Origin of the sequence: Georgenia sp. AZ-5 (assembly GCF_043952095.1) — a bacterium.
Taxonomy (GTDB): Bacteria; Actinomycetota; Actinomycetes; order Actinomycetales; family Actinomycetaceae; genus Georgenia.
Map to the genome: position 1 here is coordinate 963,768 of NZ_JBINOU010000001.1, position 15,789 is coordinate 979,556.

18 protein-coding genes are annotated in these 15,789 nt (G+C 70.4%); all 18 read left to right on the forward strand.

Features of this window, described 5'->3' with window-relative positions:
* Nucleotides 1-7 precede the first annotated feature (7 nt).
* Nucleotides 8-1,186 carry an ABC transporter substrate-binding protein gene (locus tag ACF0H8_RS04595; protein ID WP_395287808.1) on the forward strand — a complete coding sequence of 393 codons (1,179 nt, stop codon included), beginning with the start codon at nucleotides 8-10 and terminating at the stop codon, nucleotides 1,184-1,186.
* Between the two features lie 79 nt (nucleotides 1,187-1,265).
* Complete coding sequence (locus ACF0H8_RS04600; protein ID WP_395287809.1) at nucleotides 1,266-2,153, forward strand: branched-chain amino acid ABC transporter permease; 888 nt, start codon at nucleotides 1,266-1,268, stop codon at nucleotides 2,151-2,153.
* Nucleotides 2,150-3,112, forward strand: a complete 963-nt coding sequence (locus ACF0H8_RS04605) for a branched-chain amino acid ABC transporter permease (RefSeq protein ID WP_395287810.1) — start codon at nucleotides 2,150-2,152, stop codon at nucleotides 3,110-3,112. Before ACF0H8_RS04600 ends, ACF0H8_RS04605 begins: the two co-directional genes overlap by 4 nt.
* On the forward strand, nucleotides 3,109-3,894 hold the full coding sequence (locus ACF0H8_RS04610; RefSeq protein ID WP_395287811.1) for an ABC transporter ATP-binding protein: 786 nt from the start codon (nucleotides 3,109-3,111) through the stop codon (nucleotides 3,892-3,894). Before ACF0H8_RS04605 ends, ACF0H8_RS04610 begins: the two co-directional genes overlap by 4 nt.
* Nucleotides 3,887-4,603, forward strand: coding sequence for an ABC transporter ATP-binding protein (locus ACF0H8_RS04615; RefSeq protein WP_395287812.1), 717 nt, complete (start codon nucleotides 3,887-3,889; stop codon nucleotides 4,601-4,603). Before ACF0H8_RS04610 ends, ACF0H8_RS04615 begins: the two co-directional genes overlap by 8 nt.
* 49 nt (nucleotides 4,604-4,652) lie before the next feature.
* A complete protein-coding gene (locus ACF0H8_RS04620; protein ID WP_395287813.1) occupies nucleotides 4,653-5,813 on the forward strand; it encodes an ABC transporter substrate-binding protein in 1,161 nt (386 codons plus the stop codon).
* Nucleotides 5,814-5,925: 112 nt separating this feature from the next.
* A complete protein-coding gene (locus ACF0H8_RS04625; protein WP_395287814.1) occupies nucleotides 5,926-7,095 on the forward strand; it encodes an ABC transporter substrate-binding protein in 1,170 nt (389 codons plus the stop codon).
* Between the two features lie 23 nt (nucleotides 7,096-7,118).
* Complete coding sequence (locus ACF0H8_RS04630) at nucleotides 7,119-7,598, forward strand: nuclear transport factor 2 family protein (RefSeq protein WP_395287815.1); 480 nt, start codon at nucleotides 7,119-7,121, stop codon at nucleotides 7,596-7,598.
* The gene (locus ACF0H8_RS04635) at nucleotides 7,598-9,277 is read left to right on the forward strand and encodes an FAD-dependent oxidoreductase (RefSeq protein ID WP_395287816.1); all 1,680 of its coding nucleotides are present in this window, start codon (nucleotides 7,598-7,600) and stop codon (nucleotides 9,275-9,277) included. The genes ACF0H8_RS04630 and ACF0H8_RS04635 overlap by 1 nt, the downstream gene beginning before the upstream one ends.
* The gene (locus ACF0H8_RS04640; protein ID WP_395287817.1) at nucleotides 9,274-9,879 is read left to right on the forward strand and encodes a nuclear transport factor 2 family protein; all 606 of its coding nucleotides are present in this window, start codon (nucleotides 9,274-9,276) and stop codon (nucleotides 9,877-9,879) included. The genes ACF0H8_RS04635 and ACF0H8_RS04640 overlap by 4 nt, the downstream gene beginning before the upstream one ends.
* A gap of 119 nt (nucleotides 9,880-9,998) precedes the next feature.
* Entirely contained in the window at nucleotides 9,999-10,406 is a 408-nt protein-coding gene (locus ACF0H8_RS04645) for a nuclear transport factor 2 family protein (protein WP_395287818.1), read from the forward strand.
* An 8-nt stretch (nucleotides 10,407-10,414) separates the two neighbouring features.
* Nucleotides 10,415-11,971, forward strand: a complete 1,557-nt coding sequence (locus tag ACF0H8_RS04650; RefSeq protein WP_395287819.1) for an AMP-binding protein — start codon at nucleotides 10,415-10,417, stop codon at nucleotides 11,969-11,971.
* The gene (locus ACF0H8_RS04655) at nucleotides 11,964-12,422 is read left to right on the forward strand and encodes a hypothetical protein (protein ID WP_395287820.1); all 459 of its coding nucleotides are present in this window, start codon (nucleotides 11,964-11,966) and stop codon (nucleotides 12,420-12,422) included. The genes ACF0H8_RS04650 and ACF0H8_RS04655 overlap by 8 nt, the downstream gene beginning before the upstream one ends.
* Nucleotides 12,419-12,856, forward strand: coding sequence for a MaoC family dehydratase (locus ACF0H8_RS04660; RefSeq protein ID WP_395287821.1), 438 nt, complete (start codon nucleotides 12,419-12,421; stop codon nucleotides 12,854-12,856). Before ACF0H8_RS04655 ends, ACF0H8_RS04660 begins: the two co-directional genes overlap by 4 nt.
* Entirely contained in the window at nucleotides 12,853-13,332 is a 480-nt protein-coding gene (locus tag ACF0H8_RS04665) for an acyl-CoA thioesterase (RefSeq protein WP_395287822.1), read from the forward strand. Before ACF0H8_RS04660 ends, ACF0H8_RS04665 begins: the two co-directional genes overlap by 4 nt.
* Nucleotides 13,333-13,340: 8 nt before the next feature.
* Nucleotides 13,341-13,988 (forward strand): nuclear transport factor 2 family protein, encoded by a 648-nt coding sequence (locus tag ACF0H8_RS04670; protein WP_395287823.1) that lies wholly within the window; start codon nucleotides 13,341-13,343, stop codon nucleotides 13,986-13,988.
* A gap of 89 nt (nucleotides 13,989-14,077) precedes the next feature.
* Entirely contained in the window at nucleotides 14,078-14,905 is an 828-nt protein-coding gene (locus ACF0H8_RS04675; RefSeq protein WP_395287824.1) for a mycofactocin-coupled SDR family oxidoreductase, read from the forward strand.
* Between the two features lie 43 nt (nucleotides 14,906-14,948).
* Nucleotides 14,949-15,788, forward strand: coding sequence for a mycofactocin-coupled SDR family oxidoreductase (locus ACF0H8_RS04680; RefSeq protein ID WP_395287825.1), 840 nt, complete (start codon nucleotides 14,949-14,951; stop codon nucleotides 15,786-15,788).
* The last annotated feature ends 1 nt before the right edge of the window (nucleotide 15,789 follow it).

Below are 15,789 nucleotides of genomic sequence, written 5' to 3' on the forward strand. Positions count from 1 at the left end.
AGGACCTATGAGAGCTCCTACCACGCGTCGTCGTCTCGCCTTCGCTTCTCTCGTCGCGGGAGCGATGCTCCTTGGCACGGCGTGCAGCTCGGCAGAGAGCGACACCGACGAAGGCCCGGCCTCGGGGGGCGGCGGGATCGCCTCCGAGATCAAGCTCGTGGGCGTCCGGGACACCACCGGCCCCGTGGCGTACGCGGGCCTCGGTGCGTCCAAGGGGAGTGCGCTCGCCGTCGATGAGATCAACGATCAGGGCTTCCTCGGGGAGGGCGTCACCCTCACCCTGGAGGAGGTCGACAGCGCCAACGAGATCGAGCGCGCGTCGAGCGAGATGAGCAAGGCCGTCGCCGACCCCGAGGTGATGGCCATCCTCGGCCCCGCGGCGGGGCAGCAGGCCGCGACGGTGGCGCCGATGGTCGAGCAGGCCAAGGTGCCCACCGTGTTCACGCAGGCGGGCTCGGACGGCGTCGTGATCGGCGACTACACCTTCCGTGCCACGGCACCCATGTCGACGTACTACCACCTCGCGGCGGAGTGGCTCGCCGACGAGGGGCTGACGAACGTGGCGGTGCTGTACAACGCAACCTTCCCGACGTTCGCCGAGCTGGGCGAGAAGGTCTTCCCCGCGCTGGCCGAGGAGAACGGCCTGACGTTAGCGTCAAGCGACGCGGTGCAGAGCACGACGCAGGACTTCTCGGCGCAGGCGCAGGCCATCGCGTCGAGGAAACCTGACGCCGTCGTCATGTTCCTCATCGCCCCGCAGTCCGTGACGGCCATGACGCAGCTGCGCCAGGCCGGGTACGAGGGCCAGTTCGTCGCCACGTCGGTCCAGGCCGCCGGGAACGTCGCAGAGGCCGGGGAGAACGCTGCGGGTCTCGTCTACCCGGTGGACTTCTCCGTGGCCCAGACGGACGAGGGCGCGGCTGCGTTCACCGAGGGCTTCACCAAGAAGTTCGGGGAGGCTCCCGACCCGTACGCGGCCGAGGGGTACGACGCCGTGTGGTGGATCGCCCGGGCGATCAAGGCCTCAGGGGACTCCAGCCGCGAGGGCATCAAGGAGGGCCTTCAGCAGGTCGCCGGCGAAGGGTTCGAGGGTGCTATGGGTGCCCTGACCTTCGAGGGCAACGACATGCGGGTACCCGGCGTGCTGGTGCGCTGGGACGGGTCCGCCGAGCAGCTGGTCGAGTAGACCACCAGGGGGCCGTGGCACACGGCCACGGCCCCCTGGTCCACCGAACGACAACGGCGTCGTCGAAAGGAAGTGCGGCGTGCAAGAACTCCTCAACACCGCCACCCTCGGGTCCATCTATCTCCTCTTCGCGCTGGGGATGGCGCTGGCCTGGGGCACGATCGGCATCCTGAACTTCGCGCACGGCGCGATCTTCATGTTCTCCGCGTTCGTGGCGCACCTCATCACCAACGAGGTGACGCTGCCCCTGCCGGTGATCGTGCTCCTGGCCGCGCTCGTCGGGGCTGTCATGTCGGCGCTGACCCAGTGGCTGGCCTTCGAGCAGATCCTCAAGCGGTCCAAGGACCACAGGGCGGCGGAGCTGCGGATCCTCATCGGCGGCATCGGGGTGGCCGCGATCCCGCTGGCCATCGCCCAGAAGGTGACCCGCAGCAGTCCCTTCGGCTTCACGGGCTCGAGCTACCAGCCGGAGGTGTTCCAGCTCGGTCCGCTCCGGGTGACGAGCACCGCCCTCATCATCATCGTCGCCGGCGTCGGCATCGGCGTGGCGCTGACGTGGTGGCTGAAGGTCTCCCGGCAGGGGCTGGCGTTGCGGGCCATCGGGGTGGACGCCGAGACGGCCTCCGTCATGGGCGTGAACCGGTCCGCCCTCGCCGTCGCCACGATGGCGATCGCCGGAGCCCTCGCCGGCATGGCCGGCGCGCTGCTCACCTTCCATCTGCAGGCCATCGCCCCGGAGACGGGCGACCAGCTCCTCATCAAGGCGTTCGCCATGATCGTGCTGGGCGGCCTGGGCTCCATGGTCGGCGTCATCGTCGGAGCATTCGTCCTCGCCGGCGCGGAGACGTTGGTGTTCGTCACGAACTTCGGGACCTGGGTGGACGCCGTCTCCTTCGGGCTCATCTTCCTGGTGCTGCTCATGCGGCCCCAGGGGCTCTTCGGACGCCAGGAGGTGCGTCGCACATGACTGGTTGGTACCTCTCCAACACCGTGCTCATCCAGTCGACGCTGACCACGTTGCTCCTGGCCCTGAGCATCCAGGTGCCGCTGCGCGCGGGCGTCTTCTCGTTCGCCGGGGTCGGCTGCTTCGGGATCGGCGGCTACACCGCGGCCATCGCGATGACGCGGCTGGGCCTGGACACCTGGGGCGCCATCCTGCTGGGCACCGCGCTCGCCGGCCTGCTCTGCTTCGTGCTCGGCCTCGTCATCCAACGGCTGACGGGCCTGTACCTCGGCATGGCGACCGTCGCCTTCACGCTCATCGTCGCCGTGGTGGCCACGAACGGCGGACAGCTGACCGGCGGCGCCTCGGGGATCTTCGGGGCGCTGGGGTCCCTGACGACGGGGCAGATCGCGCTCGTCGTCCTCGTCGTGGTCGCGCTGCTGGCCCTCTCCGAGAAGGGAGGGATGGGGCGCCGGGTGGACACCGTCCGGGAAGACCCCGAGCTCGCCTCGGCGCTCGGGATTAACGTGGGCCGCTACCGCCAGGCCTCGTTCCTCGTCAGCGGGCTCATCGGCGGTCTCGCCGGTGGCATCACCACCCTGCTCCGCTCGACGATCACGCCCGCCGAGGTCAACTTCCACCTCGTCGTCCTCGCCCTGACGGTAATCATCGTCGGCGGATCCGGTTCCTGGCTGGGCGCGCTCATCGGGTCGGTCATCCTCGTGTGGATGCCGACGGTCCTGGGCTTCGTCAGCGCGTGGGAGGACATCGTCTACGGCGTGCTCGTGGCGCTCGCGGCCGTCTTCCTGCCCGGTGGCGTCCTCGGCCTCGGCACGGAGACCTACCGGAGGGCGCGGGCGCGCGGCCGTGGCGGACGGCGCGGCGGCGACCTCGCCGCCGAGCGGGCCGAGGCCCCGCCGGCCCCGCCGGCCGCGCAGCAGCCGTCCGCAAGTGCCGTGCCGGCCCGAGGAGGTCTGTCGTGAGCCAGCCGACGAACGACGAACGGCCGGGGCCAGCCGCAGCCCGCGCGGTCCTCGAAATACGGGACGTGGCCGTGCACTTCGGTGGCGTCAAGGCGGTCGACGGGGTGTCCATGACGCTGAGCGAGGGTGGGATCGCCGGCATCCTCGGCCCGAACGGCTCGGGCAAGAGCACCCTCGTCGGCGCGATCACCCGGCATGTGCCGCTGACCCGTGGCGAACTCGTCTTCCTTGGCGCGTCCTACGTGCGGGACCACCCCCACGCGGTGCCGCACCGGGGGATCGCCCGGACGTTCCAGACCGTGCGTCTCCTGGAGGACCGCACGGTGCGCGACAACGTCCTGCTCGGCACCGACACGCTCGCGGGCCGCGGCAGGGCCGCACGGCGGGCGGCGGAGGAACGCGTAGAGCAGGCGATGGAGCGCACCGGCATCTCAGGCATGGAGAAGGTACGGCCCGACGAGCTCTCCTACGGCGTCCGCCGTCGGGTGGAGATTGCCCGGGCCATCGTCATGGAGCCCAAGCTGCTCCTGCTCGACGAGCCGACGGCCGGCATGAACCGCGCGGAGCGTGAGGAGATCGCCAGGCTCATGCACGAGCTGCGTGGGGAGGGACTCACCCAGCTCCTCATCGAGCACGACGTCCAGATGATGGTGGACACGTGCGACCACCTGTTCGCCATGAACTTCGGGAAGCTGATCGTGGAGGGCACGCCGCAGGACGTCGTCCGCCACCCAGCGGTCCAGGAGGCCTACCTCGGGAAGCGGGCGGCCCACCATGCTTGAGGTCAACGATCTGCACGTGAGCTATGGCTCGGTCAACGCGGTCCGCGGGGTGTCCGTGTCCGCCTCACGCGGGCGCGTCACCCTCGTGCTCGGAGCCAACGGTGCCGGCAAGACCACCTCCCTGCGGGCCGTCTGCGGCCTGCAGAAGGCCGTCGGTGGTTCCGTGACGCTGGACGGCAAGGAGATCCTCGGCCAGGCGCCGCACCGCACCGTGCGGCAGGGCCTCGTGCTGGTGCCGGAGGGGCGCAAGGTGTTCGCCGAGCTGACGGTGGAGGAGAACCTGCGCATGGGCGCCTACACCGTTGCCCGGGGCACGAGCGAGAAGACGCTTGCCGAGGTCTACGAGAAGTTCCCCATCCTCGCCGAGCGCCGGGCCATGCACGCGGGCCTGCTCAGCGGCGGGGAGCAGCAGATGCTCGCGTTCGGCCGTGCCCTGATGTCGCAGCCCAGGGTCATGCTCATGGACGAGCCGTCCATGGGGCTTGCCCCCGCCATGGTCGACCGTGTTATGACCGGTGTGCGGGATATCGCGGACACCGGCATCGCGGTGCTCATGGTCGAGCAGAACGCCGATGCCGGTCTCGCCGTGGCTGACGACGTCGTCGTCGTCGAACGCGGCGAGGTCTCGTGGTCCGGCACGGCCGACGCCGCCCAGGCCGACACCGCGCTCGTGCGCGCCTTCCTCGGCGAGGCCGCCCTGGGCGTGTGAGAGGCCGCCCCCGTCCCTGTGCAACAACGACCATTCACCAGGAGTACCGATGTCTGCAATCTCGGCCCGGCGCGGCGTCACGGCGCTGGTGCTCACCACCGCGGTGCTCGCCGTGGCGGCCTGCGGGTCGTCCGCCGGCCGCACGGACGGCGGAGGGATCGACTCCGAGATCAAACTGGTCGGCGTGCGCGACCTGACCGGCCCGGTGTCCTACGCCGGCGAGGGGGCCGCACGGGGCAGCGCGCTCGCGGTCGCGGAGGTCAACGGACAGGGCTTCCTGGGTGAGGGCGTCACCCTCGTGCTCGAGGAGGTGGACAGCGCCGGGGAGATCGAGCGTGCGTCGAGCGAGGTCACCAAGGCGATGTCGGACCCGGAGGTCATGGCCATCCTCGGGCCCGTCCAGGGCCAGCAGTCCGCAGCCGTTGCCCCAGTCGTCGAGCGCGGCCGGTTGCCTACCGTGTTCACCCAGTCCGCTTCCGAAGGAGTCGTGATCGGGGAGTACACCTTCCGGGCCACGGCGCCGATGAGCACCTTCTACGGCCTCGCCGCCGAGTTCCTGGCCGAGGAGGGCCTCACCGACGTGGCCGTCCTGTACAACGCGACGTACCCGACGCTCGCCGAGCTGGCAGAGAGCCAGTTCCCGCAGATGGCGGAGGAGAACGGGTTGACGATCGCCACCAGCATCCCGGTGCAGAGCACGACGCAGGACTTCACGTCCCAGGCGCAGGAGCTGGCGGCCGAGGGCCCCGACGCGGTCCTGCTCCTGCTTCTTTCCTCCCAGTCGGTCACCGCGATGACGCAGCTGCGCCAGGCGGGCTACGACGGCCAGTTCGTCGGCAACACGAACAACGCCGGGGGCAACGCCGCCGAGGCCGGGGAGCACTCGGTCGGGATGGTGTACCCCGTCGACTTCTCCGCCGCCCAGGACGATGAGCAGGCCAAGGCGTTCACCGCCGCCTACCAGAAGGAGTACGGGGAGCTGCCCAAGGCGTACGCCGCGGAGGGGTACGACGCGGTGTGGTGGATCGCCCGGGCGATCAAGGCCTCGGGGGACTCCTCGCGCGAAGGCATCCGGGACGGCCTGGCCCAGGTGGCCGCCGAGGGCTTCACCGGCGCGATGGGGGAGATCAGCTTCGAGGGCAACGACATGCGTGTCCCGGGCGTGCTGGTCCGTTGGGACGGCACCAAGGAGGTGATCGAGGCCCGCTGAGACGACGGCGGCCCCGCGTTGCCGGGGCCTTCCGCCACCGCTGCCGGACCTGCGGCCGCACCTGCTGTGCTACCTGGCTCGAACCCCGTCAACGACGACACCTGGAGGACGCATGTCCGGTAGTTGGAAGCGACGCCCGTTGCTGACCCTCATCCTCGCCGGCGCCCTCGCCGGGGCCACCGCGTGCGGCGGCGTCTCCGCCGACGACGGCGCCGCGGACAGCGGCATCGCCGACCAGATCAAGCTCGTCGGCGTCCGGGACCTCACCGGGCCGGTGTCGTACGCCGGGATCGGCGCCGCGGAGGGCGGTGAGCTCGCGGTGGAGGAGATCAACGAGCAGGAGTTCCTCGGCGAGGGGGTCACCCTGGTGCTCGAGGAGGTGGACAGCGCCGGGGAGATCGAGCGCGCGTCCAGCGAGGTGACCAAGGCCGCCAGCGATCCCGAGGTCATGGCTCTCCTCGGTCCCGTGGCGGGACAGCAGGCTGCGGCGGTGGCGCCGATCGTGGAGCGGTCGAATATCCCGACGGTGTTCACCCAGGCGGGCTCCGAGGGCGTCGTGATCGGCGACTACACCTTCCGGGCGACGGCGCCGATGGAGACGTTCTACGACATCGCCGCGGAGTACCTGGCCGACCAGGGCCTGACCGACGTGGCGGTCATCTACAACGCGACCTTCCCGACCTTGGCCGAGCTCGCCGAGAAGCACTTTCCCCGGATGGCGGCCGAGCACGGTCTCACGATCGGCACCAGCATCCCGACGCAGACGACCACCCAGGACTTCACGGCACCGGTGCAGTCCGCGATGGCGGGTGACCCGGACGCTGTTCTCCTCCTGCTGCTCGCCTCCCAGACGGTGACCGCACTTGCCCAGCTCGACCAAGCCGGCTTCGACGGCCAGGCCGTGGGAAACACCGCAGGCTCGGGCCAGAACGTCCTCGAGGCCGGCGGCGACCCGGAGAACTTCATCTATCCGGTGGACTTCTCCGCCGCCCAGGAGGACGAGCGCGCCAAGGCGTTCGTCGCCGCCTACCAGGAGAAGTTCGGCCAGCTGCCCCGGACCTACGCCGCCGAGGGGTACGACGCCGTGTGGTGGATCGCGCGGGCGATCAAGGCCAGCGGTGACTCCTCGCGCGAGGGCATCCGGGACGGCCTCGAGCAGGTCGCCCGCGAGGGCTTCTCCGGGGCGATGGGAGACCTCACCTTCGAGGGCAACGACATGCGCGTGCCGGGTGTGCTGGTCCGCTGGACCGGCGGCAAGGAAACGATCGCCGCGGCCGGCTGAGGCGCGCGGGAAAGGAATCGCACATGACCAGCTCAACGCTCACCGACGACGTGCTGCTGCACCACCTGGCGCACCAGCTGCTGCACACCTACGCCCGGCTCGTCGACGCCCAGGACCTCGACGGCCTCGCCACCATCACGCACCCCGACGTGGTCCTCACCCGCCACGACGGGACGCGGGAGGGCCGGGAGGCCTTCCTCGACCTGTACCGCCAGTTCGCCGCCTCGGACGTGCACCGCAGCCAGCACATGGTGACGAACGTCGTCGCGACGCGAGGCGCGGACGGTGTCGTGCACGTCGCCTCGACGTTCCTCGCGTTCACCGAGCATGACGCCGGCGGCGCCCGGCTCACCTGGGGCAGATATGACGACGACATGGTCGAGCACGAGGGTCGGTGGGTCTTCGCCGCCAAGCGCATCCGGATTGCCCGGACGGTGCTGGTCGACGAGGCGATGCTCGCGCCGCTGACCCTCGACTCCTTCGGACCGATCGCGAGGGCATGATGACCGGGCAGACCGCCAAGGAACGGTACGACGTCGTCGTCCTGGGCACCGGGGCGGCGGGGCTGACGGCGGCCCTCGCCGCCGCCGACGCTGGGGCGTCGGTCGGCCTGTTCGAGAAGGGCGACCTCGTCGGCGGCACGACGGCGCTGGCGAGCGGCGTGGCCTGGATCCCGGCCAACAAGTACGCCGCCGAGGCGGGCGTCGAGGACTCCGCCGAGGAGGCGCTGGACTACCTCGCCTCCCTCTCCCACGGGATGATCCTGCCCGAGCTGGCGGAGGCCTTTGTCCGGACGGGTCCCGAGCTCGTCGACTGGCTCGAGACCCGCACCCCGCTGCAGCTTCGGCTGGTGCCCGGCTTCCCCGACTACCACCCCGAGCGACCCGGCGGAAAGCCCCGCGGCGGGCGGTCCCTGGAGCCGGAGCTGTTCTCCTTCGACGAGCTGGGGCCGTGGGCCGACCGTTTCGTCGGTGCGCCCCGCCCGATGTACGTCACCGAGACGCCGATCGGCGGGGGCACCGGCTTCCTCGAGGCCGACGTCGAGGCCGAGCGCCGCGCGCGCCGTATCGAGGGCCTCGGCCGGGCCATGGTCGGCGCCCTGCTCAAGGGCTGTCTCGACCGCGGGGTGGAGCCGCGCACCGGTGCGCGCGCCACCGACCTGCTCGTCGAGAGCGGGCGGGTCGTCGGGGTCCGGATCCAGCGGGCCGAGGGCGTCGTCGACGTCCGCGCCGACCGTGGGGTGGTCATCGCCACGGGCGGGTTCGAGTGGGACGAGGCGCTCGCGGCCTCGTTCCTGCGCGGGCCGATGTCCTACCCGGCCAGCGTGCCGACGAACACCGGTGACGGCCTGCGGATGACCATGCGGGCCGGCGCGATGCTCGGCTGCATGCGCGAGGCCTGGTGGGTGCCTGTGGCGGTCATCCCCGGACAGTCCATCCAGGGGCGCCAGGGGGTGCAGCTCGTGCTGCGGGAGCGCACCCTGCCGCGCTCGATCATGGTGAACCGGTCGGGTCGCCGCTTCACCAACGAGGCTGCCAACTACAACGCCCTGGGCGGCGCGTTCCACCAGTTCGACGCGGCCCGCTTCGAGTACATGAACCAGCCGTGCTGGCTGGTCTTCGACCAGGGCTTCGTCGACCGGTACGGGGGCTTCGGTGTCCCGGCCGGTGGCCGGATGCCCGCCTGGGTCACCCAGGCGGCCACGTTGCATGGGCTCGCCGGCCAGCTCGGCATTCCGGCCACCGAGCTGGAGCGGACCGTGGACCGGTGGAACTGGCTCGTCACCGCGGGCCGGGACACCGACCACGGCCGCGGCGAGAGTGCCTACGACGGCTGGTGCGGCGACCGCCGCCACTACCCCGGGCGCGCGGCAACTCTCGGCCCGCTGGACGAGGGCCCGTTCTACGCCGTCGAGATCCACAGCAGCACGCTGGGCACGAAGGGCGGTCCGCGCACGACCGCCGACGGCGAGGTGCTCGACGTCGACGGTGACGTCATCCCCGGGCTGTGGGCGGCCGGCAACGCCATGGCGGCGCCCACCGGGATGGTCTACGGCGGAGCCGGCGGCACGCTCGGCCCCGCCCTGGTCTTCGGGTACCGCGCCGGTCGGTCGGCCGCGGGCACGCCGGCGCTCGCAGAGCCGCTGGCCACAGGTTCGTCACGACAGGAGGAGAGGGCATGAACGAGGAGCGCACGATCGAGGAGCGGGTCCGCCGCATCGAGGACCGGGAGGCCATCAAGGACCTCGCGGTGCTCTACGGGTTCGTCATGGACGAGCGGGACATCGACGGCATCCATCGGCTGTTCGCCGCCGACGCCGAGCTGCGGTCCCAGGACGGGGTGTTCGCCGCCGTGGGGATCGACGACATCGTCGAGACCTACAAGGGCCGGTTCGCGGTGCTCGGGCCCACGAACCACGTCAGCCACGGGCACGTCGTCCGGCTCGACGACGCCGACCCGGACCGGGCCACCGGTCTCGTCGCAGCCTCTGCCGAGGTGGTCCGGAACGGGCAGACGATGTGGGTGGCGCTGCGCTACAAGGACACCTACCGACGCACCGAGGCCGGCTGGCGCTTCGCGTCCCGGTTGATGTCGTACATGTACTACATCGACGTCAACGAGTACGCCGACGGGCTCCGGGAAGAGGGGCGCAACCGGGCCTACCGCGACGAGCGTCCCGCCGACTGGCCGGAGGCTCTCACGCCCGACCCCGACCTGAGCTGGCTCCGCGACGTCCTCCGGGAGCCCGCCGCCGCCCCCTCCAGCGCCCCCACCCGGCCGTAGGCCCGGAGCAGGCACCTCAGCCTTCCCCAGAGCAGCACGGCTGCCGCCGCCAGGCGGCGGCCGCAGGGCACGGCCCAACCCCCTAGGGCGATGACGTCGCCAGAAGAGAGGAAGCAAGCATGGAACACCGTGGAGCAATCGAAAATGTGCTCAACCGCTACGCCCTGGCCTACGACGAGGACGACATGTCCGACATGGCGGACTGTTTCACGCAGGACGCGTCGTTCAGCATGCGGATCCAGGACGGTGACCTCATCGGTCCCTTCGAAGGCCGTGAGGCGATCGTGAAGCTGATGCGCGACTCGATGGAGGCGCAGACCGACCGGCGCCGTCACCTGACGACCAACATCGTCGTCTCAGGGAACGGTGACGGGCGGGCCACGGCCAGCTCGTACCTGACCCTCGTCTCGGTCGAGAACGGCACCTTGACCGTGCTCAGCAGCGGTCGGTACGTCGACGAGTTGGTGCAGGACGGTGACGCCTGGCGCATCGCCCGGCGCCACCTCGACTTGGACCTTCCCTACTGAGGCGCGGCATGTCGAACCAGGGACTGATCCCGGCCAAGTGGGCCGCCCTCACGCCAGACCGTCAGGCCCTCTACGACGTGCCCAACGACCGCCGGGTGACGTGGCGGGAGCTGGACGGCATGGTCCGACGCCTGGCCAACGGCCTGAGAGCCCTCGGGCTCGAGACCGGCGACCGCGTCGCGATGCTCTCGCGCAACTGCGTGGAGTACCAGGCGCTGTACTTCGCCGCAGGCCGCGCGGGCCTGGTGACCCAGCCGCTGAACTGGCGGCTGGCCGGACCGGCGCTGGCCGAGATCGTCACCGACGCCGCCCCGAAGGTCGTGATCTCGGCGGCGGAGTTCGGCGACGCCGTCACCGGCCTCCAGCGTGAGGTCGACGTCCCGCACTGGCTACAGTTCGGTCCGGGCGGTGACGGCAGCTTCGAGCGGCTCGTCGAGGCCTCCTCCGACGACGAGCCGGTGTGGACGGACAAGATCGGGGACGACGACCCGTTCTTCATCCTGTACACCGGCGGCACGACCGGTCAGTCCAAGGGGGCATTGCACACGCACCGCAGCGCCGCGGCGGGGATGCTCAACCAGACGGTCGCCGAGCGGATCGTGCCCTCGGACGTGTACATGCTGACCGGCCAGATGTACCACATCCCCATCGTGCTCTCGATGAACTACATGAAGCACGGCTGCCCGGTGGTGCTGGTGAACTTCGAGGCCCGGCAGGCCCTGGAGATCATCGAGGAGGAGAGGGTCTCGGCGTTCCTGGGAATCACCACCATGCTCAACTGGATGATGGCGGTCGAGAACTTCGCCGGCTATGACCTGTCCAGCCTGAGGAACATCCAGTACGGCGGCGGGCCGATGCCCTCCGCCGTGGTGCGCCAGGCCCTCGACTCCTTCCCCTGCACCCTCATCCAGGGCTACGGCCAGACCGAGGGCACGACCATGTGCTTCCTCTCCCAGGAGGACCACGCCCTGGCGGTGGCCGGCGTGCACGAGGAGCGGCTGCGCTCGTGCGGGCGCGAGGGCTTCGTGACGACGGTGCGCGTCGTCGATGCCCAGGGCCGGGAGGTGCCGCGCGACGGGAGGACGCCGGGCGAGATCATCGTCCGCTCCCCCGCCAACACCATCGGCTACCTCAACCGGCCCGACCTCACCGCGCAGACGCTCCGCGACGGGTGGATGTGGACCGGGGACGTGGCGACGTGGGACGAGGACCGCTACGTCTTCATCGTCGACCGCGCCAAGGACATGATCATCTCCGGCGGGGAGAACATCTTCAGCGTCCAGGTGGAGGAGGCCATCGCCAGGCATCCCGCCGTGCTCGAGTGCGCCGTCGTCGGCGTGCCCGACGAGGAGTGGGGTGAGTCCGTCAAGGCCTTCGTGGTCCTCAAGCCCGGGCTCCAGGCCACGGAGCAGGAGATCATCGACGAGGCGCGCCGGCACCTCGCGAGCTACCAGAAGCCACGCTCCGTGGAGTTCCTCCCCGAGCTGCCCAAGGCGCCGACCGGCAAGATCCGCAAGCGCGACCTGCGCGAGCCGTACTGGGCCGAACAGGAGCGTCGTGTCTGACGGGCGCGCCACCGCCACCCTGGAGGACGTGCGGGCGCAGGTGGGCCGGGAGTTCCCGGGCGGGCACTACACGCTCGAGCCGTGGCGTGTCTGGCTCACCTGCGACGCCGCCCTCGCGCAGCCGGACGCGGAGCTGGCGCACCCGCTCCTTGCCTGGATGGCGGCCGTCGGCGGGATGGGGATCACCTGGGACGAGCTGTTCTCCTGGTTCGGTGCCACGGCCGCGGACGGCCCGATGTTCGGCGAGCACGAGACCACGCTGCACCGCCCACTCCGGGTGGGCACCACCTACCAGGTCAGCGGAGGGATCGTCTCGGCGGAGCGGAAGGTCGGTCGTGCCGCCGGCACCTTCGACCTGGTCGGGTACCGCACGGAGCTCCGCGACGTCGACGACGGCGCGCGCGTGGCCACCTGCTGGAACTCGATCGTGTTCCCGCGGAGGACGTCATGACCGTCTCGGTGGGCACCGTGCTGCCGGCGTGGGAGGTCCCCGCCGTCAGCGCGGAGAAGATGAAGACCATGGCGGCGCTGCTGGCCGACCCCAACCCCATCCACTGGGACGCCGGCGTGGTCTCCGCGCTGGGCATGGGGGACAGGCCCGTCAACCAGGGACCCCTCAACATGGCGTACGTGATGAACATGCTCGCCGCGTTCAGCGGCGGGCACGAGAACCTGCGGCGGTTCCGGGTGCGGTTCCTGGGCAACGTCCTCGCGGGCGATCACCTTCGGGCCACCGGCGTCGTCACGGCGCTGGCGCGCGGCGTGGGTGAGCTCCTGGCCGAGTGCGAGGTCCTGCTCAGCGTGGAGGGCGGCGGCCCGGTCCTGGGCGGTACCGCCACCGTCGCACTGCCCGACGAAGCAACAGACATCGAGGAGGAGACATGAGCAGCAGAGCACCCGAAGGGCTGGACGTCGCCGAGCACGCCGAGCGCGGAGAGGCGCCGGACCGGCTCACCTTCCGCCTGGCCTACGGCGAGTGCGACGTGGTGGGCATCGCCTACTTCGCCATCTACTACCGCTGGATGGAGCGGGCCTACACCATGTGGCTCTACTCCCACGGCATCCGCAGCGGGGAGATGCAGCAGCAGCTGGGCATCCTCACGGTGGGCGTCAGCTCCGGGGCGACGTACCACCGGACCGCCAAGGTCTTCGACGAGCTGACCTGCCAGCTCGTCCTCGACCACATAGGCACGAGCTCGTACGCCGTCGGCTACGAGTTCACCCGCGACGGGGAGCTCGTCACCCGAGGACAGATGACCTACGCCTGCCGCGACCTGGACTGGGCGAGGACACCGGTGCCCGACCGGCTCCAGGCGGTGCTCAGAACCCTGCCCGGGCCCACCTTCCCGACCAAGGACTGAGGCCGGCCGTGAGCGCGGGAACCCGCGGGACGCAGAGGGTCGTCGCACCGACGACGTCGGCGGGGGCCACGTCGCTGGCCATGCTCGTGCGGTCGAGGACCACCGTGCGCCGCGACGACGGGGACGTCGCGGCCCAGCTGGCCGAGCTGCGTGCGCTGCGCGACCGGGAGGCGATCCGTGACCTCGCGCTGCTGTACACGCGGGCCACCGACGACTGCGACGTCGACGCCGTGGTGGACATGTTCACCGACGACGGGGTCTTCGAGCTGCGAGGGCGGGTAGCGGTCGGGACGGACCAGCTCCGGGCCGCCTACCTGGTCCCGATGAAGGCCTACCGCACCATGCGCCACCGGGTCGACGCCCACGTCGTCGACCTGGTCTCCGACGACGAGGCGGTCGGCTGGCTCACCGGCTCCGCGGAGCTCGCGACGACAGAGTCCGTCGTCGGCACCGTCTTCCGCTACGACGACAGGTACCGGCGCGTCGAGGACCGCTGGAGGCTCGCCCACCGTTCGGTGCAGTTCATGTACGCCGTGCCGGTGGCCGAGCTGTCCACCGCTCTCATTGGCCCCGACAGGATCCGCTGGCCCGGGACGAGACCACGCCAGGCCGACTACCCCGAGTCGGTGGCCACCTGGGCGGCGCTCAAGGGTTGAGCGGCGCGGGCTAGCCCGAGGGGCAGCGCGCCGCCACCAACAGGCCCTAAGTGACCAGCAGAAACGTCAATGACCGGAGGACAGATATCATGAATCGCTTCGAGGGCAAGGTCGCCTTCATCACAGGGGCCGCCCGGGGCCAGGGCAGGAACCACGCGGTGCGACTGGCGCACGAAGGGGCTGACATCATCGCTACGGACCTGTGCAAGCCCGTGGACAGCGTCGGCTACGCGATGGCCGAGCCGGCGGACCTGCACGAGACCGTGGCGCAGGTTGAGGCGCTGGGACGGCGGATCATCGCCACGGAGGTGGACGTCCGGGACGGTGACGGCCTTGCTGCCGCGCTCGAGGCGGGCGTCTCGGCGCTAGGTGGACTGGACGTAGTGGTTGCCAACGCCGGCATCGCCGGGAGCCACGTGACGCACACGATGCCGGCGGCTATGTGGCAGGACATGATCGACATCAACCTCACCGGCGTATGGCAAACCGTCCGGGCGGCGGTCCCGCACCTGCTCGCGCGCGGTGGCGGCAGCATGGTCCTGATCAGCTCGATCGCCGGTCTGAAGGGGCTGGCGAACAACGCCCACTACGCCGCGGCCAAGCACGGGGTGGTCGGGCTGATGCGCACGCTCGCCAACGAGCTGGGCGGCGAGCGGATCCGAGTCAACGTCGTCAACCCGACCAACGTCGAGACCACGATGCTGCTTAACGACGCGATCTACCGCCTCTTCCTCCCCGAGGAGGAGGCGCCCACCCGCGAGCAGGTCGAGCCGCTTTTGCACGCGATGCACGCCCTCGACGTCCCGTTCGTGAGCCCGGACGACGTCAGCGAAGCAGTGCTGTTCCTGGCGAGCGACGAGGCGCGGTTCATCACGGGCGTGACCCTCCCCGTGGACGCGGGTGCGCTCGTCAGGTGACCTCGTCCCGGTATAGCAACCATCACGGAAACGGAGAGCTGTCATGGCAGGACGCATGGAGGGCAAGGTTGCCTTCATCACCGGCGCCGCCCGCGGGCAGGGGCGTAACCACGCACTGCGGCTGGCGAAGGAGGGGGCGGACATCATCGCGGTAGACATCTGCGAGGACATCGACACGGTGACCCCCTTCTATTCCTTGGCCACGCGGGAGGAGCTTGAGGAGACGGCGCGCATGGTCGAGGCGCTGGACCGACGGATCGTGGCCCGCAAGGCCGACGTGCGTGACGTGGACGCGCTGCAGGCGGTGTTCGACGAGGGTCTGGCCGAGCTGGGCCGGATCGACACGGTCGTCGCCAACGCGGGCATCGCGACCTACGGCAGGGCGTGGGAGCTCTCGAATGAGCAGTGGAAGGACATGATCGACGTCAACCTCACAGGGGTGCACCACACGGCGAAAGTGGCCATCCCCGCTCTGATCGAGGCCGGAAACGGCGGCTCGATCATGTTCACCAGCTCGATCGGGGGGCTCAAGGGCATCCAGCACGTGGGGCACTACGTCGCGGCGAAGCACGGCATCGTGGGGCTCATGCGGACGCTGGCTAACGAGCTGGGGCCGTACCGGATCCGCGTGAACACCATCCACCCGACGAACGTGGACACCATCATGATCCAGAACCCGGGGACGTACGCGATGTTCTCCCCGGGCGACCCCGAGCCGAGCCAGGAGAAGGCCATGCCGGGCTTCATGTCGCTGAACACCCTGCCCGTGCCGTGGGTGACCGCAGACGACATCAGCAACGCCGTGCTGTTCCTGGCCAGCGACGCCTCCCGGTACGTCACCGGTGTGACGCTGCCCGTGGACGCCGGCGCATTCGTCAAGTGAC